Origin of the sequence: Corynebacterium aurimucosum ATCC 700975 (assembly GCF_000022905.1) — a bacterium.
Lineage (GTDB): Bacteria > Actinomycetota > Actinomycetes > Mycobacteriales > Mycobacteriaceae > Corynebacterium > Corynebacterium aurimucosum_F.
Genome location: NC_012590.1, coordinates 369,986 through 391,495 on the forward strand (window position 1 = coordinate 369,986; position 21,510 = coordinate 391,495).

Genomic DNA, 21,510 nt, shown 5'->3' on the forward strand with positions numbered 1-21,510 from the left:
AAGTGCTGAAACCGTTGGAAGCAATAGGCTGAACTACGATGGGGGTATGCACATCAGCGAGCTGCCCGAACGCACCCAGGATTACCTCAAGATCCTCTGGACCTATGAGGAGAAAGAGGGCGCTAATACCGCGATGCCGCTGGGGGACCTAGCTAAAGCGGCGGGGCAGAAGCTGCCCACCACGTCGGAGGCGGTCAAGCGCCTGGCCGCGAAGGGGCTGGTGGAACACGAACGCTACTTTGGTGTTCGGCTTGTTGAGGAAGGCCGGCGGCTGGCTGTGGCAATGGTGCGCCGGCATCGACTCCTGGAAACCTTCCTCGTGCGCACTCTGGGCTATACCTGGGATGAGGTGCACGATGAGGCGGAAATGCTAGAGCACGCGACGTCCGACAGGCTCGTTGAACGCCTCGATTCTTTCCTGGGCAACCCCGCCCGCGATCCGCATGGTGATCCCATACCTGCCCCGGATGGCACTGCCGAGCCGGTCTCGCGCATTACGCTTATCGACGTCCCCGCGCAGACCCCCGTCACCGTGGAGCAGGTCACTGACGCGGATGGCGAATTTCTGCGCTACCTGGATAAAAATGGAGTGCGGCCGGGGGTGGAAGTGACCGTCGTTGCCCCTTCGGTTGCGGGTGTGCTTGAGGTTGCCGTCGATGACGGTTCACACTTCCCCCTCGGGGAGTCCGCTGCGCGCGGCATTGCCGTACGCAGCTTTGGCGAAGCGGAGGTTTAGCTGCCCCACGTGCGGGCGACGGCGAGGCGGTCAACCTTGCCGGGGCCGGTGGTGGGGAGTTCAGGCAGGCGCTTGAAATCCTTGGGGATGTGCCACCGGGGAAGGCCAACGTCATCGAGAGCCACGAGGATATCGCCGACATCCGCCCATCCGGTATAGGCGGCAACGATCATCTGCCCCAAGCGTGGGTGGGGGATGCCGACCACGCACACTCCTTCCACTCCCGGCACGCGCAGGATGTGCTGCTCGAGCTGCTCCGGATGGAGCTTGAGACCGCCGGTGTTCAGGATGTTATCGAGGCGCCCGGTGACGGTGAGGTGGCCGTCGTGAAGCGCGCCGGCGTCGGAGGTAGCAAACCACGAGGTGCCGGATTCATCCACCATAAAGGCGTCTGAGTCCACGTTTCGGTAGCCCTGCGCAATCATGGGCCCGCCGAGGTAGATGCGGTTTTCCTCGCCGATGCGAACAAGAGCGCTATCGAGGGGACGGCCGTCGTAGACGCATCCACCGGAAGTTTCTGAGGAACCGTAGGTGGTGACGATATTGATGCGCAGCTTCTTCGCCGAATCCAATAGTTGCGGGTGGGTGGCAGCGCCCCCGACGAGGATGGCATCAAAGGTGCGCAGTGCCTCGATTCCCTCGAGAGAATCCATGGCCTTGGCCAGCTGCATGGGGGTCAGTCCCGTGTATGAGCGATCCCCGGTGGCGGCCAGCTCGTGCGCGGCGCGGGCGAAATTGGGGATGGAAAAACCTTCCGACAGGTCAAGGCAGAGCGGCTCTACACCCGCGACGAGCGAGCGCACCAATACCTGGATGCCCGCGATGTGGGAGGCAGGCATGGCTAGCAGCCACTGACCGGTGCCGCCGAGAGCCCGGTGCGTGGCATCGGCGCTGGAGACCAAGTTGGCAGCCGTGAGTTGCGCGCCCTTCGGTGTGCCCGTGGACCCAGAGGTAGCCACGACCAGCGCGATGGGGGAATCAATGGGTTCTCCTGCGCGCATGTGGTTGCGCAGCAGCTGCGCGCGGGTACGGTCCTCCGCCGGGACGGGCAGGAAGGTGGCTTGTCCTGCGATGGCCGCTTCCAGATCAGGCAGGATGGCGGCGGGGTCATGTGGATTGACAGGCAGAGGGGAGAGGATGGTCACGGTTAGCTAGGTTACCGCCCGCGGTGCTCATAGGGGTTGATGAGCTCATCCTCCTGATCGAAGGGGCGCTCGCCGTCCCTCTGAGCCTGCTGGATGCGGCGCAACATCCACACTCGCGACGCAATGACGGCAATGAGCGCGATGGCAGCGAGGGCAATGGCGAAATACAGCACTGTGGATTCTCCTCGAGGAATGACGGTTAGTAGTAGTACGGGAAGTCATCCCAGTTGGGCTCGCGCTTTTCCAGGAAGGATTCCTTGCCCTCGACGGCTTCGTCGGTCATGTAGGCCAAGCGGGTGGCTTCTCCAGCGAAGACCTGCTGGCCCATGAGGCCATCATCGGTGAGGTTGAAGGCGAACTTGAGCATGCGCTGGGCGGTGGGGGACTTCATGTTGATTTCGCGCCCCATCTTGATGGCGGCGTCCTCCAGATCGGCGTGGTCAACCACCTCGTTGACCGCACCCATCTCGTACATGCGCTGGGCATCGTAGGTGCGGCCTAAGAAGAAGATCTCGCGGGCGTACTTTTGGCCCACCATCTTGGCCAAGTAGGCCGAGCCATAGCCGGCGTCGAAGGAACCGACGTCGGCGTCGGTCTGCTTGAAGCGGGCCTCCTGGCGGGATGCAATGGTCATATCGCACACCACGTGCAGGGAGTGCCCGCCGCCAGCAGCCCAGCCGTTAACCACGGCGATGACCACTTTGGGCATGGTGCGGATGAGGCGCTGGACCTCCAGGATGTGCAGGCGGCCGCCCTCGACTTTCTCGCGGGCAGTGTCCACGGTGGATTCGTCGGCAGTTGCGTCATCATGCGCGTGCTCCGTGGCATAGCGGTAGCCGGAGCGGCCGCGGATGCGCTGGTCACCGCCGGAGCAAAACGCCCAGCCGCCGTCCTTCTGGGAAGGCCCGTTGCCGGTGAGAAGTACTGTTCCTACATCCGGCGTGCGGCGCGCGTGGTCCAGCGCGCGGTAAAGCTCATCCACCGTGTGTGGGCGAAACGCGTTGCGCACCTCGGGGCGGTCGAAGGCGATGCGGACGATGCCATCCTTGCGCTGGGGCTTTGGACCGTCACTGATGAGTCGGTGATAGGTGATATCCGTGAGATCCTCAAAGCCCTTGACGGGCTGCCAGAGCTCCGGCTTGAAAGGATTATCGGTGCTGTAGTTCTTCTGCTCGCTCATGGCACACCAGCTTAATTGGAAAGCGGTGCGCCGGAAGTATAGTCCCCATTCCCAACCCTCACCCACACTCTCCGCCCAGCGCGGCGGTGATAAACAATAAACAATACTGCGGGATTATCCCCGTCAATGTGCACGTGTACTCCGTACCAGCGCGGTACACCATACAGTGGGACGGAATCGAACCTCCCTGCCTTCTTGCGCTACGAAGGCGCCTGAGAAGCACTGGACTTTTCCCTGCCCAGTAAGGGTTGCGCTCGCTGCGAAGAGTGTGGGCTACCGTCGCGCGCCTGACGCGCGCGACATGACTACGTGCCGCACGAGTGCGGCACAACTAGCGGCAGTCGCTATTTAGTTATCAGTTCCGTATTCCAGTTCAACTGCTGGATGCGGGTATCGAGCTCGCGGTACTGGCGGGCCAGATCATCGGCGCGCTCGCGCAACTTCGGCACGGGCACGGTGGCCACGAACTTGATCTCCGAGCGGGAGTAGCGGTCGTGGCGCGCACCCGCGCGCTCTGCCAATCCCTGGTAGATGCGGCGCTTGCGCAGCAGTCCATCACGCAGTGCCAGCGCCTCCATCAGCGTGATCTCATCGTCGAACGCGGTAGCCGTGTTCGTAGCGTTGATCGCGATGACGAGCTCATCGATGCGCTTAGTCACGCCCTCGAGCTCACGGAGGAGATCCGTCGGGTTCTCATCCGGTTCATCGCCTTCCTGAATGCGGACGGTTGCCGCGAGTCGGTCACTCAGCGAGTTGAGGCGCTCCTGCGCCTGGGCGCGCTCGGCCAAGGCTTCAGCAAGTAGCATGGTTCCTCCTTTAACCCTTAATGGGATTGATTGTCTGGGTAATTGTACGGCAGACAGGAGGCTTCGCAGTGCGGTCGTGACGGTTTTAACAAATAGTGCCCCAAAACTTCGATGATCTGGGGCCTTATTTGATCGTTGTGTACGTCATGTTCGGTTTCTCGCTAAGGCTGGCCTTCGGTAGAAAGCCGGTTGGTCCACGTCTGGCTATTGGCCTCTTCAAAGCTGGCGTAGACAGAGTTGTCGCCGTCGATGCCGCAGTAGAAAGTTCGAGTGTCAGAGCCCATGGCGCAATACAGGTCGTAGGTTTGTTTGGTCGCTGGGCTCGCTGCAGAAATGTGGGTGTTGTAGGAGCCATTCACGGTGGAGCTGCGCTGCGACCAGGTGAAGGTGTGCTTGATGGCCTCATCAAACATAGCGGCGGCGAACTCACAGGAGGTGTTTTCTCCTGCGTGGATCTTGTCTCCTTGATTGGTATAGCCGCATGCACCGCCGACTTGCCCGACGTTGATGTTGTGGCCGCCCGGGTTGGGGTTGGCGTTGTCGTCCGTGGCGGGGGTGTCGCTCGGGGCATCGTTAAGAGTCGGCGCGGGGCCGCTGTCCTCGGCGGCCTCGGAGGTGGAGGCAGTCACTGAGGCCGCAACGGAGGTTAATTGGCTGTCGGCAGAAGCCTCACTAGCAGGTGTAGAGGAGTCAGAAGTATCGCCGCAGGCGCTCAATGCAATTCCGGCGGCAACGAGAAAAGAGAGAGTAGAGAATTTTCGCATGAGTTGTAGCCTAGCGCCCCGCATGGTGGTTTAAGGGGGCGCTGAGGCCATAGACGGGGAGTGCTACCCAATAAACATGAACGCAAACAGCGTGTTGAGCACCGTCGCCACGATCATGGGCACGGAGGTGCGCTTGACCAGTTGGATGGGGTTGACCTTGATAGCGCCGGAGACAATGAGCACCGCGGCGTTGACCGGGGAGACCTGGCGCATCAGGTTGGAGGTACCCCAGATGGCGGTGAGCATCTGCGGGGCGTGGATGGAGGTCTGCGAAGCCAGGTTGGGCACCACCTCAGAGAAGGCGAAGTAGGGCGCGGTACCGGAACCGGTGAGTGCGGCCATCGCGGCGGTGGCAGCGACGAAGACGAGGACGATGAGGACGGCGGCGCCGGAGGAGCCCTCGGCGGCGTCGATGAGCATGTCGATGACACCCATCTGCGTAATACCCTCCACCAGGACAGCAGCAGCCACCAGCAGGGCCACGACGCCCGCAGCACCTTCGCCCATGCCCTTGAAGAAGCTGGAGATGGAATCCACAGCACCGGTGACGGTGCGCTTGCGGATGGACTCGATGATCATCGCGATGAAGAGGGAGACCACGGTGACCGGCAGAATGCCACCTTCGAAGGGGATGACACCCATCTGCTTGAGGATGGCGGAGACAATGATGAGTAGCAGTGGCATGAGCGGAAGCACAGCGTAGTAGCCCGGCAGGGAGGCGGCGCGGGCGATGGCTTCCTTAGTTGCCTCATCACTCATCGAATCGGCGGTGACCTCACCGGAGCTTTCGGCCTTGCGGGCATCCACCTTATCGCAGTGGCGCTGCCACCACATGTGGACGAAGGCGGTGATGAGCAGCGTGGGAACCGTGGCGTGGGCGACAGCACCGTAGACGAATTCAGTCGGCGTCATGTTGGTCAGATCAGCGCCCTGGATGAGGCCGGCCTCCAGTGGGGTGGGAACGATGGTGGAGGAGGTCACGACGATGGCGCCCACAGTCAGCGGTGTCAGGCCCGCAGCGATGAGCGCTGGCAGGAGTGTGGCCACGAGCAATAGGGAAAGCGCTGCGGCCGAGGGGATCACCAACGAGAGCAGCGTGCCCAGGATGAAGCCCACTGGGACCAGCCAGTAGGAGCCTTTGAAGCGCTTGAGCGGTGAGGAGAGCACCACGACCGTCTTGGCATCAGCACCAATGTGCCGCATATAGGACACGAAGCCAAAGAGCACCATAATCGCCATGCCGATGCCGGAGAAGCGTGCTTTGAATAGCGCGTCCACGACAAGCAGCTGATCGTAGAAGGCATTACCGGTGGCTTCGATTTCGGTGGTGCGGAAATCTGCGCGCCCGGTGAGGGCGGCGAGCATGAGCAGGATGACGCCAACGGCAAAGATGGAGGCCGCGGCGTGGACTTTCTTATAGATGAGGTAGACAACTGCGGCGATGGCCAGCAGTGCGATGAGAAGGTAAAGCATCTGAGGATCCTTCTTCTGGTTATATCCACTTACTGTTATAAGGTAACACCGGCTATGACAGGTGTCGCGCTCAACCCCCCCACACGTACGATGAACCTCATGCACATTGATGACGTCCTTGACCGCGCCCACGTGGTCTCCCTTCCACTCGCCGTGAAGTTCCGTGGCATTACGACCCGGGAAGCATTGCTTATCGATGGCCCCGCGGGCTGGGGTGAGTTCGCCCCCTTCCTGGAGTACGGGGCGGAGGAATCCGCCCGCTGGCTCGCCGCCGGCCTGGAGGCCGCCTACGAAGGCTTCCCGGAACCCGTACGCGAGTGGGTAGAAGTCAACGGCACCATCCCCGCGGTCCCCGCAGAGCAGGTCCCGGAGGTCATGGAACGCTACCCCGGTTGCCGCACCTTCAAGATCAAGGTGGCGGAGAAGGGACAGACCCTAGAGGACGACATCGCGCGCGTTCACGCCGTCCGTTCCCACATCGAAGCCCAGGGCCGCGTGCCGGTCCTGCGCGTCGACGCCAACTGTGGCTGGAGCGTCGAGGAAGCCGTCACCGCGGCCAAGGAGCTCATGCCGCTGGACTATATGGAGCAGCCGTGCCAGACCGTCGAGGAACTCAAGGAAGTGCGCACCCAGCTCATGCGCGCTGGGATTTTCGTGCGCGTGGCGGCAGACGAGTCCATCCGCAAGGCCAGCGACCCTTACCGGGTGGCGGAATTGCAGGCGGCGGATGTCGCCGTGGTCAAGCCCGCGCCGCTGGGTGGTGTGCGCAAGGTGCTCGAGGTGGCTTCCCATCTGCGCGAGCGCCACATGGACATCACGGTGGCCTCCGCCCTGGATACCTCGGTGGGAATCTCCATGGGGCTTGCCGCCGTGGCCGCCTTGCCGCAGATCTATGACGACGAAGACATCGACGTCACCCCGGCCGCCGCGGGCCTGGCCACCGGTTCGCTGTTCCTTGAGGATGTCACGGCACCGCGCGAGCTTGTCGACGGTCACCTGCGCGCCGAAGCCCTTGCCCCCGACCCGGATCGCCTCAGCGCGCTCGCCGCGCCGGGCGAGCGCCGCGAGTGGTGGTTTGAGCGCGTGCGCCAGTGCTGGCCGCACCTTTAAAAGCACAGCTCACGGTCCATGTCCGGAGGTCAGCGTAGGCTGGCGGGCATGACGATTTCCGTGAGAGACGCGCACCTGCACAACCTTCGCAACGTGGATGTGGACCTTCCACGCGGCCAGCTCGTGGCCGTGACGGGGGTGTCCGGTTCCGGCAAGTCCTCGCTGGCCTTCGGCACCATTCATGGCGAAGGCCAGCGCCGCTACCTGGAATCCGTCGCGCCCTTTGCTCGACGCCTCATCGCTTCAGCGGTGGACCCGCAGGTCGGCCGCATCGAGGGGCTGCCGCCGACGGTGGCGTTGCAGCAGTCGGCGTCGGCAAGCAGCGCGCGCTCCACCGTGGGCACGATCTCCGCCATGTCTAACTCCGTGCGCCTTCTTTACTCGCGCTGCGGTGACAACCCGGAGGGCCTGTACTCCGATTCCTTCTCCCCGAATACCCCAGAAGGCATGTGCCCGGAGTGCCAGGGCACCGGCGTGGTCCACGAACCCACGGAGGCCTCCATGGTGCCGGACCCCAGTCTGAGCATTGAGGAAGGCGCGATTGCTGCGTGGCCCGGAGCCTGGGCGGGCAAGAACTTCCACGACATTCTGCAAGAACTGGGCTATGACTTGGATTCACCGTGGGAGGATTTGCCGAAGAAAGACCGCGAATGGATACTCTTCACCGAGGAGCGCCCAGTGGTAACCGTCAAGCCGCGCCGCGGGGCGGATCAGATCCAGCGCAATTACGAGGGCACGTGGCGCTCCGTGGCCAGCTACCTGACCAAGACCTATGCGGAGACGAAGTCGGATACACTCCGCGCCCGCGTCTTGAGTTTCATGGAAACCCGCCGCTGCGATACCTGTCAGGGGCGCCGGCTGACGGCGAAGGCGCTCAAGGTCACCTACGCCGGGCTGCCTATCGACGAATTCAATGCCCTCCCGCTCAGCGAGGCCTACGAGCTGCTTAACGGCCAAAGCCCACAGCCGAATGATGCCGAAGACCTGCTCCTCAAGGCCCTCCTTCCGGCCTTTGAATCCGCACTGGAACTCGGCCTGGGGCACCTCAGCCTGGATAGGCCGACGGACACGCTCTCGGGTGGTGAGGTGCAGCGCCTGCGCCTGGCTGCGCAGCTGCGCTCCGGACTCTATGGCGTGACCTATGTTCTGGATGAGCCTTCTGCAGGCCTGCATCCGGTGGAGAGGGGCGCGGTGCTCGATGTGTGCCGTCGCTTCATCGCGGAGGGCAACTCGGTGCTGCTGGTGGAGCATGACATGGAACTGGTCAAGCAGGCCGATTGGCTCGTAGATGTCGGCCCGCTCGCCGGTGAGCGCGGCGGCCAGGTGGTGTACTCGGGCCCTGTCGCCGATTACATAGAGGCAGCAGACTCCGCCGATACTCCCACCGCGCGTGCCTTGGCTCGCCCCCGCCCCACGCCCAAGGCCGATGCGCGCCCGGCGCACGGGGAAATCCCGCTGCGGCAGGTGCACTCGCACACCATCGATGGCCTTGACGTGGACTTCGGGCTGGGCCAGTTCACGGCGATTACCGGGCTCTCGGGTTCTGGCAAATCCACGTTGCTGGCCGCACTCCATGACATGCTCACGGGCCCGGTGTGCCCGGAGCAGGTCAAGCGTGTGGTCTCCATTACCCAAAAGCCGATCGGCCGAACCCCACGCTCCACGGTGGCGACGTACACCAATCTCTTCGACAACGTGCGCAAGCTCTTCGCCGCCACCCCGGAGGCCAAGAAGAAGAAATGGACGGTCTCGCGCTTTTCCTACAACGTCAAGCAAAGCCAGTGCCATACCTGCGGCGGTGCCGGCCAGATTGAAGTCGAGCTGGTCTTCCTGCCCGGCTCCTATACCCAGTGCCCGGACTGCCAGGGGCAGCGCTATAACGATGACACCTTGTCCATCCGCTGGCAGGGCCGGACCATCGCGGACATTCTCGACCTCACGGTGGAAGAAGCCCTGGAAGTCTTTGCGGATGAAGCACCGATTCTCCACGCGCTGCAAACCCTGGAAGCGGTAGGTCTGGGTTACCTGCGCCTAGGCCAGGGTGCACCGGAGCTTTCCGGTGGTGAGGCGCAGCGCATCAAGCTCGCCACGGAACTTCAGCGCTCCCGCAACTCGCGCCGGGGCCATACCGTCTACCTGCTGGATGAGCCCACCGTGGGCCTGCACCCGGCCGATATTGACCTGCTCATTACTGAGCTGCACTCGCTGGTGGATGCCTCGCATAGCGTCGTGGTGGCGGACCACGATCGTCACCTCATCGCTGGCGCTGACCGCGTCATCGAGATGGGCCCGGGCTCAGGCGTGGAGGGCGGACAGATCGTGGCGGATGGTACACCGGCTCAGGTTGCGGCGGGTGAGACGCCCACCGGCCGGGTGCTAAGTGGCGCGGGTGCACGATAAGGTAAATCCCATGACCAACAACAACGGCGACAACGAGACGCGGCAGTTCGGCCGCGTCAACGGTGAGAACGAAACCCGCCAGTTCGGCGCGCCCCAACAGCAGCCGCCACAGCGTCCCCAACAGCACTTCCCGGAGCCCGGCTCCCAGAACACGCAGGCTTTCGGCCAGCCTTATCAACAGGGCTATGGCCAGAACTATCAGCAGCCGCAGTATGACCCGGTTCCGTCGAGCTACCAGGTGGAGCAGCCGAAGAAGGGCGGGGGAGCCCTGTCCTATGTCTTCGCTGCCATCGCTGCTCTTGCCGTCGTTATCGCCGGCGTGTTGTTCTTCCTGTGGCGTGGTGCGGCAGCGGATGCCGATAAGCCCGCCCCGGAGCCGGTCACCGAGACCGTGACCACCGAGGTTCCCACCACGGTGACCACCACCAAGAGCTCGCCACGGGATAACCTCCCCACCGATATTCCGACGGAGCTTCCTACGGAGCTGCCGCCGGACATCCAGGACCGAGTGGAACGGGGTGGAGACGACATCGATGGGTTGATCAATGACCTCTTTGAGCAATTCGATTCGGGCATGGAAGAACTCGGTGCGGGTGATGCAGGCAATGCCTAATACTGAATCTCGTTCCGAGAAGACTGCCGCCGGGCAGCCGGAGTCGATGCAGCTGGCCGAAGCACTGGCAGCCCAGCTGTCGCGGCACCTCACCGACGTGGTGATTTGCCCGGGTTCGCGCAACGCGCCGCTGTCTCTGGCGCTTCTCGCGCGCAGCGATATTCGCGTGCATACCCGCCTGGATGAGCGCTCCGCCGCGTTCGCTGCTCTAGGTATGGCGCGCGTCCAACGCCGGCATGTCGGCATCGTCATGACTTCCGGCACCGCGGTGGCCAACGCCCTGCCCGCGATGGTGGAGGCGCATTACTCCCATACCCCGCTGGCCGTCATCAGCGCGGACCGCCCGGCCCGCTTGGTGGGCACGGGAGCTTCCCAGACCATTGAGCAGCCCGGCATCTTTGGCGTGTACGCAGAGACCACCCAGGTGGAGACCACGGGTGATATTCCGCTCATCGCCGAGCGTTTTTTGAATGACCGCCAGGTGCATATCAACGTGGCTCTTGATGCCCCGCTGGTAGGGAAGGAGCTGCCCGGTACCCCGACGGATTACACGCAGAACCGCGCGCGCACCCCGCGGTGGTCCAATCACGGCGAGGTGGCCGTTGATCTCAGCCGCAACACGCTCGTCATTGCGGGCGATGAAGCCTGGGAAGTCGAAGGCTTGGAGGATGTCCCGACCATCGCCGAGCCCACGGCACCCGCGCCCTATCACCCGGTGCATCCGGCCGCGGCGCACCTTTTCCGCCGCGCCCAAGTCTCCGCCAATGATTACGTGGTCAACACCAAGGTGGAGCAGGTCATCGTCGTGGGCCACCCCACCCTGCACCGCGGTGTGCTGGCACTGCTGAGTGATCCCGATATTGACCTCATCTGCCTGTCCCGCACGGAGGACTTCACCAACCCGCGCGGTGAGGCCGCGCAGCTGGGTACCACCGTTAAGACCAGCGGCGAGCCCACGCGCGAGTGGATGAAGATCTGCGAAGGCGCGGCCCAGATGGCGGCCGAAGGTGTTCGCGAAGTCTTGGCGGAGACCGCCGGTGAGGAGGCCACGAAGCCCGAGATCGGCTTTACCGGCCTCCACGTCGCTGCCGCGGTGGGGGATACCCTCGCTGTCGGCGATACCCTCGTCCTGGGCGCCTCCAACGCGGTGCGGGATGCTTCCTTCATCGGCCTGCCTTTCGACGGCGTGGAAACCTACTCGCCGCGCGGGGCCGCCGGCATCGACGGCACCATCGCGCAGGCCATCGGTATCGCGCTGGCCACCCAGTCCCGCGAGGCCGATGCACCCCGCGCCCCGCGCACCGTGGCGCTCATGGGGGATGTCACCTTCCTCCACGACGCCACCTCCCTCATCCTCCCCGCGGACAACCCGCGCCCAGAGAACCTCACGATCGTCGTTTCAAACGACGACGGCGGCGGCATCTTCGAGGTGCTTGAACAAGGCCGCGAGCCTTTGCGCGGCTCCTTCGAGAAGGCGTTTGGGACGCCGCATGGGGTGGGCGTCGCCAAGCTGGCAGAAGCCTGCGGTGCTGAGCACCGCGAGGTGAGCTCGGCGCAGGAGCTGCTCGATGTTCTCGCAGAGCTCAAGGAATACTCCATCGGCATCACCGTCGTGGAGGCACATACCACGAGGTCCTCACGCCGCGCGCTGCAGGAGGCGCTGAACGCCAAGGTGGGTCAGTAAATGCCGCGGCGCCGGGTGCGCCAGCTGATCCTGGTGCTCTATGCCGCAGCACTAGTCGGTATGGCGGGGATGGTCATTGGTCCTTTTCTCAATGACCGCACCATCGGCGCCAACCCCGGGCGCGCCCTGGCCACGGTGACGGATGTTGGCACCTTGCGTACCTTCGTGGACTTCCAGGACTCCGAGGGGATCTACCACACCCCGCCCACCGGCCTGCTTTATCCCACCGAGCTGGGGGAGGGCCAGCAGGTCTGGGTGCTCTATGCCAAAAACAACCCGGACCTGGTCAAGGTAGAAGGCCGAGAATGGACGCTATCGATCATTCCGGCGCTGTCCTCTGCGGCCGTGGCTACCCTAATCGCCGGTGCGTTGTGGTGGGGGAGCGGGAAAATTAACCGGAATTTAGCGCGTGCTTTACCAGCTGAGCACCCAGGAAAGGAATGATGGGGCGCATGCGTGTAGCCATCGTCGCGGAATCCTTCTTGCCTAATGTCAACGGAGTGACCAACTCCGTGCTGCGTGTTCTCGAACACCTCCACGAGCACGGCCATGAGGCCATCGTCATCGCCCCCGGCGCCCGGGACGGGCAGGAGGAGATCCCGGATTACCTCGGCTTCACCATCGTGCGCGTGCCCACCGTGCGGGTGCCGCTGGTGGATTCGCTCCCGGTCGGGGTGCCCACCTCCGCTGTGGATGAGGCGCTGCGCGAGTTCAAGCCAGACATCATCCACCTGGCCAGCCCCTTCGTTCTCGGGGCTGCGGGGGCATTTTCTGCACGTCAGCTGCGCATTCCGGCAGTGGCGCTGTACCAGACGGACGTCGCGGGTTTCGCTACCAAGTACCATGCCTCTGCGCTGGCTTATGGGGTGTGGGAGTGGCTGCGCACCATCCACAATGCGTGCCAGATGACTCTCGCGCCGTCCTCGCTCACCATCACCGATTTGGAGAAGCACCACATCAAGAACGTGCGCCACTGGGGGCGCGGCGTGGATTCGGAGCGCTTCCACCCCTCGAAGCGCTCGGCCGCGCTGCGCCGCGAGTGGGATCCCACAGGAAGCAAGAAGATCGTCGGCTTCGTCGGCCGTCTGGCAGCGGAGAAGGGCGTGCACCGCCTGTCGGCCCTTAACGGACGCGAGGACATCCAGCTCGTCATCGTCGGCGATGGCCCAGAGCGCCCGCTGCTGGAGGCCCAGCTGCCGGACGCGGTCTTTACGGGGGCGCTGGGCGGCGAGGAGCTCGCGGCGGCCTATGCCTCCCTCGACATCTTCGTGCACGCGGGCGAGTTCGAGACTTTCTGCCAGGCCATCCAGGAGGCGCAGGCCTCGGGCGTGCCCACCATCGGCCCCCGCGCGGGCGGCCCGGTGGACCTCATCGAGGAGGGCTATAACGGGCTGCTTCTCGACGTCCTCACGTTCGTCGAGGACCTCCCCAATGCCGTCGACGCGCTGCTCAACCCGGAGATCCACGAGGAGCTGCGGGAGAACGCCCGGAAGTCGATTGCCTCCAAGACCTGGCCGGCTCTCTGCGAGCAGCTGCTGGGCTACTACGAGGAAGTTCTGGAGGGTGTTCGCGAGGTGCCGCTGACCATTCTGGGCCAGCGCCCGGAGCTGCCGCGCTGGGCCGCTCGCGCTCTGGGAGCGCGCGTCGCCTAAACTAGGCGCTTGTGTCTAAGGCAGATCTAGAGAAGAAGCCCTTCGATGTCGCGCGCATGTTTGACGCGGTGGGCAAGAAATACGACATCACCAACACGGTGCTGTCCTTTGGTCAGGACGCACGTTGGCGCCGCCTGACCCGCGAGCGGCTCAACCCGCAGCCGGGGGAGAAGGTCCTCGACCTCGCCGCCGGAACGGCCGTCTCGACGGAAGAGCTGTCCAAGTCCGGTGCGTGGTGCGTGGCCTGTGACTTTTCCCTCGGCATGCTCGCGGCTGGCGCGGAGCGCGATGTTCCCAAGGTGGCCGGCGATGGAATGCGCCTGCCCTTTGCGGATAACACTTTTGATGCGGTGACCATCTCCTACGGTTTGCGCAATATCCACGACTTCGAACTGGGCCTGCGGGAGATGGCGCGCGTGACCAAGCCCGGCGGGCGCCTGGCCGTGGCGGAGTTTTCCAAGCCGGTCATCCCGGTCTTCGGCACCGTCTACAAGGAGTATCTGACCCGCCTGCTGCCGCCGATTGCCAAGGTGGTCTCCTCCAACCCGGAAGCCTATATCTACCTCGCAGAGTCCATCCGCGCGTGGCCGGAGCAGCACGAGCTGGCCGCCGCCATTAACCGCAACGGCTGGGAGCAAGCAGGCTGGCGCAACCTGACCTTCGGCATCGTGGCGCTGCACTCCGCAGTGAAGCCCGCTTAAGGGTGCCGAAGGGCCAAGGGCCTTAGGCCCAAAGAGGAGTATCGCGCCGCAGCGCAGAGACCGCCCCACCGGCCAGCCGCCAGGCGCGGGCGAGGAGGTCCTTGTCCTCGTCGGTGATGAGATTGCCCATGAGGCGTGCCGCGGCCGGCATGAGCATGCGACCTACCGGCCCGCGCATGGCCACGGGCCCGGCCAGCGGCAGGAACTGCGGATAAGTCAGCAGGCGTGCGGCTGTGCGGGCGAGCAGGAAGGCCTCGCCGTACTCGGCGCGCAGGCGGTCTGGCCATGCCAAGGTCAGGTCCTTGGTGCCGAGCATCTCCACGGCGAGTGCTGCCGTCTCCAGGCCATAATCGATGCCCTCGCCGTTGAGCGGGTTGACGCAGGCGGCGGCGTCACCAATCAGCATCCAGTTCGCGCCGGCTACCCCGGACACCGCACCGCCCATGGGCAGCATCGCCGAGGTGACGTTGCGTAGCTCGCCCAAGTCCCACTCCGAACGTTGCTGCTCAGCGTAGAAATCGAGCGCCTTCTTGGTGTTGAGGCGCGCCGGGCGGGCGGCCGTGGAGAGCGCGCCTAAGCCGATGTTGACCCCCTGGCCCAGCGGGAAGATCCAGCCATAGCCCGGTTGCACTACGCCCTCGGGGTCTTTGAGCTCGACGTGGGAGTGCATCCATTCTTCGCCGTCCTGCGGGGAATCGGCATAGGCGCGCGCGGCGATGCCATAGACCTCCTCGCGGTGCCAGGTGCGGCCCAGCTGCTTGCCAAACGTCGAGCGGACGCCGTCGGCCACGATGACCCACCGCGCGCGCACGCGGCGCTTGCCGACGGAGAACTCCACCAGCCGGTTGCCGTCGAGCTGCGGGGCCGTTGCCGTGCCGGTGAGAAGCTGCGCGCCGGCTGTTTGCGCGGCCTCAACGAGCAGCGCGTCGAATTCATAGCGCGGCAGAGCCGTTCCCACCTGCGAGGGGTACGTCGATGGCCACGGGGCGGTTACGGTGCCGCCGAAGCCGTGCAGCTTGAGGCCGCGGTTGCGGTACGAAGCATTGACCTCGATGCCGAGGAGCTCCAGCTGGTGCATGGCGCGCGGGGTCAGGCCATCGCCGCAGGTCTTGTCGCGGGGGAAGGGGGAGGCGTCGACAAGCAGCGTCTCATGGCCGGCGCGTGCGGCGTGGATAGCGGCGGCAGCGCCGGCGGGCCCGGCGCCTACGATGGCGACGTCAACAAGGGTGGAATCGATCTGCTCCGACATGGGGACTATCATTGCACGGGATAGTGGCCACAAGTGTGTTGAGGGCCGTGCCATGGGCTACGGTAAGTAAACACTAGGATTTTTGAGCTTAAAGGAACACGTTTAATGTCACACGGCCAAACTCACGCCAAGCACGTGGACTTGGGGGATGCGCAGCTCACCGAGCGTATCAACGCCGGGATGGCTGCTGTAGAGGACCTGCTGAATACGGAGCTCGACCGCGGGCAGGACTTCATCAAGGACAAGGTGCGCCACCTCTCCCTGGCTGGTGGCAAGCGTTTCCGCCCGATGATGGCGTTGTTGGCTTCCGAGTTCGGTGAACGCTCACAGTCCCCCGAGGTGGTTAAGGCAGCGACCGTGGTGGAAATGGTCCACGTGGCCACGCTCTATCACGACGATGTCATGGATGAGGCGGAGCGCCGCCGCGGCGTGGATTCCGCGAACTTCCGGTGGACCAACTCGGTGGCCATTCTGGCGGGCGATGCCCTGCTCGCGCACGCCTCGCGGCTGATGAGCCAGCTGGACACCCACACGGTGGAGCACTTCGCGGAGACTTTCGAGGAGCTCGTCACCGGCCAGATGCGGGAAACCATCGGTGCTGGCGAAGCCAATGCCGTGGAGCACTACACGGCGGTGATCCGGGAAAAGACCGCGGTGCTGATCGCGTCCGCCGGCTACCTGGGTGCCTACCACGCGGGTGCGGGCCCGGAGCAGTGCGAGGCCCTGCGCCAAATCGGTGCGGCCGTGGGCATGATTTTCCAGATCGTCGATGATGTCATCGACATCTTCTCTGATTCCGAAGAATCCGGGAAGACCCCGGGCACGGATCTGCGCGAGGGCGTGTTCACCCTGCCGGTGCTCTATGCACTGGAGGAGGAAGGCGAGGTCGGCGATGAGCTACGTGCGCTGCTGACGGGCCCGCTTGAGGACGACGCCTCCGTACAGTGCGCCATCGAGCTGCTGTGGCAGTCGGGCGGCCGCGATAAGGCGCTGGCCGACGTTAACGCGTACCTGCGCGTGGTCGAGGACCAGCTCTCCCTGCTCCCGGAGTGCACGGCTAGTGAGGCTCTGCGCCAGCTGGCGGACTATACCGTTCAGCGCGTTGGTTAAAATACCCTCCTGCCTGGCGATTTGCATGTTGGGCGGGAGTTCGTAGTAAAGTACATAACCGCACTCAAGAGTGCTTGCCAGGTTGCCCGAGCGGCCAAAGGGAGCGGACTGTAAATCCGCCGGCATTGCCTTCAGAAGTTCGAATCTTCTACCTGGCACAAAATGAATCCCGCAGACACATCAGATGGGTCTGCGGGATTTTTCGATCATCCGGCGGCCCCGGCCCGGCGCAGGGCGGGGTTAAGCGCGGCTAATCCAAGCTGAACAGCTCTCGCTGAAAGTCCGTGGGGTTCTTCAACCGCTCACCCTCAGACAACGGCCCCGGCAGGGTAGTGCCTTCAGCGAAGGAGGCGCCCGGCAAGTGATCGCGGCCGTGGGGCTGTGCCAAGCCGTGAAGGTCGGGGCCTGCCGGTACCACTTGGGTGGGATTAATTTCGCGGTGGACGATGTAGTAGTGCTGCTTGATCTCAGTGAAGTCGGTGGTATCGCCGAAGCCGGGGAGCTGGAATAACTCGCGCAAGTAGCCATAAACGTTCGGTATCTCGCTGATTTTGTTCCGGTTGGTCTTGAAATGCCCGTGGTAGACAGCATCAAAGCGGATCAAGGTGGTGTATGCCCGGATATCGGTCTCCGTGATGTGCTCGCCCATGATGAAGCGGCGGTGGGCCAGCCGCTCCTCCAGCCAGTCGAGCACCTCGAAGACATCCGCATAGGCCTCTTCATAAGCCTCCTGGGATGCGGAGAATCCTGCGCGGTACACGCCGTTGTTGAGCTTCCTGAAGATGAAGTCGTTGATCTCTTCCATCTCCTCCTGCTGCTCGGGCGGCGGCAGCAGGTTGGGTGCGCCTTCTCGCTGGAACTCGGTCCACTCTGTTTGAAAGTCCCGCACCATGGAGTTGAAGTCGTTGGTCACGACCTTGCCGGTGGATTCTTCCACAATGGCTGGCACCGTGATGCCCCGCGGGTACTCAGGGAAGCGCGCGAAATACGCATCCTGCAGGCGGGGGATGCGCAGGACGGGGTCGAGCCCGTCGGGGTCGAGGTCGAAAGTCCAGGAGCGCTTGTCGTGGGTCGGGCCCGCCAAACCTAAGGAAATGACATCCTCCAGCCCCAACAAACGCCGAACGATGACCGCGCGGTGCGCCCACGGGCAAGCGCGTGCGGCGATGAGACGGTAGCGGTGGGGTTGCACCGGCCAATGCAGGGCTTCTCCACGTTCATCATTGGCGGGCTCGGGCTCCTCGCTGGTTATGAAGGCGAGAATGCGATCGCGGATGTAGTTGGTGTCCCGCTTGAATTCGCCCTCCGTCGAGGCGTTCTGGGCGTCCCCGGCCCAGTCTTTCGATGGTTCCTTCTGGATGCCAGTTGTCATGTTTCCTCCTTGTAGTCGGTAAAGTATTTGATACGTCAACAATAGCTGGATCTGGCATGCAGGTGACAAGAGGTGGATTGCCGCGAGTGCGGTACGGGGATTGTTGGGTATGAAGTTTGCGCGTCTAGAAAGCGCTTAAAAACCAATGGTGTACTGGCGATTTGTGTTGTTTAAGCGTTTCGGGTTAATCTTTTCAAGGCTTCAACGAGAGCACAGCGGAGAAACTCCGTGACTCTAAGAGGCTGTGCCCCCTTAGCTCAGTCGGCAGAGCGTTTCCATGGTAAGGAAAAGGTCGACAGTTCGATTCTGTCAGGGGGCTCCATTCATGTTTCTGGAAGCTTTCAGAAAGTGAATATGGCGGTGTAGCTCAGTGGTAGAGCAAGCGACTCATAATCGCTGTGTCGCGAGTTCAATTCTCGCCATCGCTACCGGGAAAGAAAAGCGCCCGCTTACGGGCGCTTTTTCACTACCGACTCCCAGCCTTATGCGGCACGTGGTTTCCATGGGGAATCACCGTTCTGGTAGGGTTGTGCGTTGTCCCAAAAGGGCACGCAGAGGGGCGTGGCGCAATTGGTAGCGCAACGGTCTCCAAAACCGTAGGTTGCAGGTTCGAGTCCTGTCGCCCCTGCCACATCACTTCCAAGGAGGGAATCGCCGTGAGCGATGAAAAGCAGCCGAGCACCGGGGCTCCGCGCCCAACCGGCAAGCGTCAGCTCTCTGGCGCAGCGACCACCTCTACTGATTCCTACACCGACAAGCGCGTCGTGCGCGTCGAGGATAAGAAGGAAGATTCTTTCGGCGGATCCGTCGGCTCCTTCCCGGGTGAAGTCGTCTCTGAGATGAAGAAGGTCGTGTGGCCTACCGGCAAGGAAATGCTCCAGTACGTTCTGGTGACCTTCGCCTTCCTTGTCGTCCTCACCGCTCTGGTGTGGGGCGTGGACACGCTGACCGGCCTCGGAGTTGAAGCAATCCTCGCGCCTTAGTAAACTAATCTCATACTTTCATCCCGCCGCCTTCCCGCTAGCTCGACTAGGGGAAACGGCGGGATACTTTTTGTCCTAGTCCCGCCGGGTACCCTGGTGGGGGACTAGAAGAATGAACACCAATTTGGAGTAGCAGACAATGAGCGAAGAAAACACTGGCACCTCCCTCGAGCAAGCCATGATCGATAACGTCCAGGAACAGGCCGCTGAAGCGGTCGAGGCTACTGAGGAAAACCAGCAGCCGCAGGAGGAACTGTCCGCCGAGGAGAAGGAAGCTGCCGAGAAGGAAGCTGCTACCAAGGCCGCTGAGGCTGCTCTCGGTGGCGTCTCGGACGAGGCTGAAGGCGAGGGCACGGGGGAGGCGTCGGCAAGCGCTGAGGCGGACGCCGCCGCTGCCGCAGACGCTGAGTACAAGTCCCGCCTGCGCGCCTTCACCAAGGAGCTGAAGAAGCAGCCGGGCCAGTGGTACATCATTCAGTGCTACTCCGGTTATGAGAACAAGGTAAAGACCAACCTCGACATGCGTGCCCAGACCCTCGAGGTGGAGGATTCCATCTTTGAGGTCGTCGTGCCTGTCGAGCAGGCCATCGAAAAGAAGGACGGCAAGAAGAAGGTAGTCAAGCGCAAGCTGCTGCCGGGCTACGTGCTGGTGCGCATGGAGCTTAACGACGCCGCCTGGTCCGTGGTCCGCGATACCCCGGGCGTGACCTCCTTCGTGGGCAACGAAGGCAACGCGACCCCGGTCAAGATCCGCGACGTGGCCAAGTTCCTCATGCCGAACGATCCGACGGTCTCTCCGGAGGCCTCCGCAGCCGACTCCGAGGGCGAGCAGGTTGTGGCCATGCCGGAGAAGGAGGCCGCCAAGGCCTACGCGCACGACTTCGAGGTGGGCGAGGCCGTCACCATCCTGTCCGGCCCGCTGGCTTCCGTGTCCGCCACCATCTCCGAGATTGACCCGGAGACCGGCAAGATGCAGGGCCTGGTGTCCATCTTCGGCCGCGAGACCCCGGTGGAGCTGTCCCCGACGGAGATCGAGCGCATCTCCTAAAAAGCGATTTTGAGCTGGGCGCACGGTGTTCTAAACTTGAACGCCGTGCGCTTTTGCGCATCTTGAAACGTTCATCCTCCGGTGGCCCACAATGCGTGAGCATCCGGACGGGGCGCTGTTATTCATCGTGGCGGCACTCCGGTACCACAGGAAAGAGGTAATTCGATGGCTCCCAAGAAGAAGGTCACTGGCCTGATCAAGCTCCAGATCGAGGCAGGCGCTGCTAACCCGGCTCCGCCGGTCGGCCCGGCACTCGGTGCCCACGGCGTCAACATCATGGAGTTCTGCAAGGCCTACAACGCTGCGACCGAGTCCCAGCGTGGCAACGTCGTGCCGGTGGAGATCACCGTGTACGAGGACCGCTCCTTCGACTTCAAGCTGAAGACCCCGCCGGCAGCTAAGCTCCTGCTCAAGGCCGCTGGCATCAAGAAGGGCTCCGGCGTTCCGCACACCGACAAGGTTGGCTCCGTGACCTGGGATCAGTGCAAGGAGATTGCACAGACCAAGTTTGAGGACCTCAACGCTCGTGACATCGAGAACGGCGCCCGCATCATCGCTGGTACCGCTCGCTCCATGGGCATCACCGTTGACGGGGTCCCGGCTAAGTAATAACCGAATCAGTGCGCGGCACGCCTAGTGCCGCGCGTGGCAGGGCCAGCTTCGGCCCGCTAGCACCACATCAATCCAAGAAAAGGAATTGCACTTATGAGCACCAAGTCCAAGGCATACAAGGCTGCCGCTGAGCTGGTAGACCGCTCCCGCCTGTACCGTCCGATCGAGGCCGCCAAGCTGGCCAAGGAGACCTCCTCCAAGAACTTCGACGCCACCGTTGACGTTGTCTTCCGCCTGGGCGTTGACCCGCGTAAGGCTGACCAGCTGGTTCGCGGCACCGTCTCCCTCCCGCACGGCACCGGTAAGGACGTCCGCGTGGCCGTCTTTGCTGAGGGCGACAACGCTGAGGCTGCTAAGGCTGCTGGCGCCGACATCGTGGGCACCGAAGAGCTGATCGCTGCCATCAACGAGGGCAACATCGACTTTGACGTTGCTATCGCTACCCCGGATCAGATGGCCAAGGTTGGCCGCGTTGCTCGCGTCCTGGGCCCGCGTGGTCTCATGCCGAACCCGAAGACCGGCACCGTGACCGCCGACGTGACCAAGGCTGTTGCTGACGTCAAGGGCGGTAAGATCTCCTTCCGCGTTGACAAGGCTTCCAACCTGCACGCCATCATCGGCAAGGCTTCCTTCGACGCTGAGAAGCTGGCTGAGAACTACGGCGCGCTGTACGACGAGATCATTCGCCTGAAGCCGTCCTCCGCCAAGGGCATCTACGCCAAGAAGATCACCATCTCCACCACCTCCGGCCCGGGCATCCCGGTCGATGCTTCCGTGGAGAAGAACTACACCGACTAAATCGGTCTAGCGCATCGCGCTAAATGGCACAGGGCTTCGAGGTTTATCCTCGGAGCCCTTTTCCTTTGCCCAGC

21 protein-coding genes and 4 tRNA genes are annotated in these 21,510 nt (G+C 63.3%); 17 read left to right on the forward strand and 8 right to left on the reverse strand.

Annotated features, from left to right (window positions below; genetic code table 11):
* Nucleotides 1-46 precede the first annotated feature (46 nt).
* Entirely contained in the window at nt 47-736 is a 690-nt protein-coding gene (locus tag CAURI_RS01840; RefSeq protein ID WP_010189747.1) for a metal-dependent transcriptional regulator, read from the forward strand.
* On the opposite strand, the gene menE is transcribed toward CAURI_RS01840, so the two are convergent.
* From menE to dcuC, 6 genes are all read right to left on the reverse strand, one after another.
* On the reverse strand, nt 733-1,881 hold the full coding sequence (menE, locus tag CAURI_RS01845; protein WP_010189745.1) for an o-succinylbenzoate--CoA ligase: 1,149 nt from the start codon (nt 1,879-1,881) through the stop codon (nt 733-735). The two genes, CAURI_RS01840 and menE, sit on opposite strands and share 4 nt — an antisense overlap.
* Before the next feature lie 11 nt (nt 1,882-1,892).
* Complete coding sequence (locus CAURI_RS13920) at nt 1,893-2,054, reverse strand: hypothetical protein (RefSeq protein WP_010189743.1); 162 nt, start codon at nt 2,052-2,054, stop codon at nt 1,893-1,895.
* 26 nt (nt 2,055-2,080) lie between these two features.
* The gene (locus tag CAURI_RS01850; protein ID WP_010189742.1) at nt 2,081-3,061 is read right to left on the reverse strand and encodes a 1,4-dihydroxy-2-naphthoyl-CoA synthase; all 981 of its coding nucleotides are present in this window, start codon (nt 3,059-3,061) and stop codon (nt 2,081-2,083) included.
* A gap of 344 nt (nt 3,062-3,405) precedes the next feature.
* Entirely contained in the window at nt 3,406-3,867 is a 462-nt protein-coding gene (locus CAURI_RS01855; protein WP_010189741.1) for a DIP1984 family protein, read from the reverse strand.
* Between the two features lie 161 nt (nt 3,868-4,028).
* Complete coding sequence (locus tag CAURI_RS01860; RefSeq protein WP_010189740.1) at nt 4,029-4,631, reverse strand: hypothetical protein; 603 nt, start codon at nt 4,629-4,631, stop codon at nt 4,029-4,031.
* Between the two features lie 63 nt (nt 4,632-4,694).
* A complete protein-coding gene (gene dcuC / locus CAURI_RS01865; RefSeq protein ID WP_010189739.1) occupies nt 4,695-6,104 on the reverse strand; it encodes a C4-dicarboxylate transporter DcuC in 1,410 nt (469 codons plus the stop codon).
* Nucleotides 6,105-6,203: 99 nt separating this feature from the next.
* Here dcuC and CAURI_RS01870 point away from each other — a divergent pair, with 99 nt between their 5' ends.
* Genes CAURI_RS01870 through CAURI_RS01900 form a run of 7 tightly spaced genes read left to right on the forward strand, consistent with a single transcriptional unit; the run spans nt 6,204 to nt 14,264 of the window.
* Nucleotides 6,204-7,214, forward strand: a complete 1,011-nt coding sequence (locus CAURI_RS01870) for an o-succinylbenzoate synthase (protein WP_029158959.1) — start codon at nt 6,204-6,206, stop codon at nt 7,212-7,214.
* Between the two features lie 48 nt (nt 7,215-7,262).
* Complete coding sequence (locus CAURI_RS01875) at nt 7,263-9,614, forward strand: ATP-binding cassette domain-containing protein (RefSeq protein ID WP_010189737.1); 2,352 nt, start codon at nt 7,263-7,265, stop codon at nt 9,612-9,614.
* 10 nt (nt 9,615-9,624) lie between these two features.
* The gene (locus tag CAURI_RS01880) at nt 9,625-10,227 is read left to right on the forward strand and encodes a hypothetical protein (protein WP_010189735.1); all 603 of its coding nucleotides are present in this window, start codon (nt 9,625-9,627) and stop codon (nt 10,225-10,227) included.
* Nucleotides 10,211-11,911 carry a 2-succinyl-5-enolpyruvyl-6-hydroxy-3-cyclohexene-1-carboxylic-acid synthase gene (gene menD / locus CAURI_RS01885; protein WP_010189733.1) on the forward strand — a complete coding sequence of 567 codons (1,701 nt, stop codon included), beginning with the start codon at nt 10,211-10,213 and terminating at the stop codon, nt 11,909-11,911. Before CAURI_RS01880 ends, menD begins: the two co-directional genes overlap by 17 nt.
* Nucleotides 11,912-12,355 carry a DUF3592 domain-containing protein gene (locus CAURI_RS01890; RefSeq protein WP_010189732.1) on the forward strand — a complete coding sequence of 148 codons (444 nt, stop codon included), beginning with the start codon at nt 11,912-11,914 and terminating at the stop codon, nt 12,353-12,355.
* An 8-nt stretch (nt 12,356-12,363) separates the two neighbouring features.
* Nucleotides 12,364-13,563, forward strand: coding sequence for a glycosyltransferase family 4 protein (locus CAURI_RS01895; protein ID WP_012714817.1), 1,200 nt, complete (start codon nt 12,364-12,366; stop codon nt 13,561-13,563).
* Between the two features lie 11 nt (nt 13,564-13,574).
* A complete protein-coding gene (locus CAURI_RS01900) occupies nt 13,575-14,264 on the forward strand; it encodes a demethylmenaquinone methyltransferase (RefSeq protein ID WP_010189730.1) in 690 nt (229 codons plus the stop codon).
* Nucleotides 14,265-14,286: 22 nt separating this feature from the next.
* Here CAURI_RS01900 and CAURI_RS01905 read toward each other — a convergent pair whose 3' ends face one another.
* Nucleotides 14,287-15,525, reverse strand: coding sequence for a geranylgeranyl reductase family protein (locus tag CAURI_RS01905; RefSeq protein WP_029158957.1), 1,239 nt, complete (start codon nt 15,523-15,525; stop codon nt 14,287-14,289).
* Between the two features lie 93 nt (nt 15,526-15,618).
* Between CAURI_RS01905 and CAURI_RS01910 the strand changes: the two genes are divergently transcribed.
* Both CAURI_RS01910 and CAURI_RS01915 read left to right on the forward strand, forming a co-directional pair.
* On the forward strand, nt 15,619-16,623 hold the full coding sequence (locus CAURI_RS01910; protein WP_010189728.1) for a polyprenyl synthetase family protein: 1,005 nt from the start codon (nt 15,619-15,621) through the stop codon (nt 16,621-16,623).
* 76 nt (nt 16,624-16,699) lie between these two features.
* Nucleotides 16,700-16,781, forward strand: a tRNA-Tyr gene (locus CAURI_RS01915).
* 92 nt (nt 16,782-16,873) lie between these two features.
* Here the strand turns inward: CAURI_RS01915 and CAURI_RS01920 are convergent.
* Nucleotides 16,874-17,995, reverse strand: a complete 1,122-nt coding sequence (locus CAURI_RS01920) for a glutathione S-transferase C-terminal domain-containing protein (RefSeq protein WP_010189726.1) — start codon at nt 17,993-17,995, stop codon at nt 16,874-16,876.
* Nucleotides 17,996-18,241: 246 nt separating this feature from the next.
* Between CAURI_RS01920 and CAURI_RS01925 the strand changes: the two genes are divergently transcribed.
* From CAURI_RS01925 to rplA, 7 genes are all read left to right on the forward strand, one after another.
* Nucleotides 18,242-18,317: transfer RNA gene (locus CAURI_RS01925), tRNA-Thr, on the forward strand.
* Between the two features lie 34 nt (nt 18,318-18,351).
* Nucleotides 18,352-18,423 (forward strand) — tRNA-Met (locus tag CAURI_RS01930).
* A gap of 127 nt (nt 18,424-18,550) precedes the next feature.
* Nucleotides 18,551-18,626 (forward strand) — tRNA-Trp (locus CAURI_RS01935).
* A 25-nt stretch (nt 18,627-18,651) separates the two neighbouring features.
* On the forward strand, nt 18,652-18,978 hold the full coding sequence (gene secE / locus CAURI_RS01940) for a preprotein translocase subunit SecE (protein WP_010189725.1): 327 nt from the start codon (nt 18,652-18,654) through the stop codon (nt 18,976-18,978).
* A gap of 139 nt (nt 18,979-19,117) precedes the next feature.
* Nucleotides 19,118-20,026 carry a transcription termination/antitermination protein NusG gene (gene nusG, locus CAURI_RS01945; protein ID WP_010189724.1) on the forward strand — a complete coding sequence of 303 codons (909 nt, stop codon included), beginning with the start codon at nt 19,118-19,120 and terminating at the stop codon, nt 20,024-20,026.
* Between the two features lie 165 nt (nt 20,027-20,191).
* Complete coding sequence (gene rplK / locus CAURI_RS01950; RefSeq protein ID WP_010189723.1) at nt 20,192-20,635, forward strand: 50S ribosomal protein L11; 444 nt, start codon at nt 20,192-20,194, stop codon at nt 20,633-20,635.
* Between the two features lie 96 nt (nt 20,636-20,731).
* Nucleotides 20,732-21,436 (forward strand): 50S ribosomal protein L1, encoded by a 705-nt coding sequence (rplA, locus tag CAURI_RS01955; protein ID WP_010189722.1) that lies wholly within the window; start codon nt 20,732-20,734, stop codon nt 21,434-21,436.
* Nucleotides 21,437-21,510: the final 74 nt, after the last annotated feature.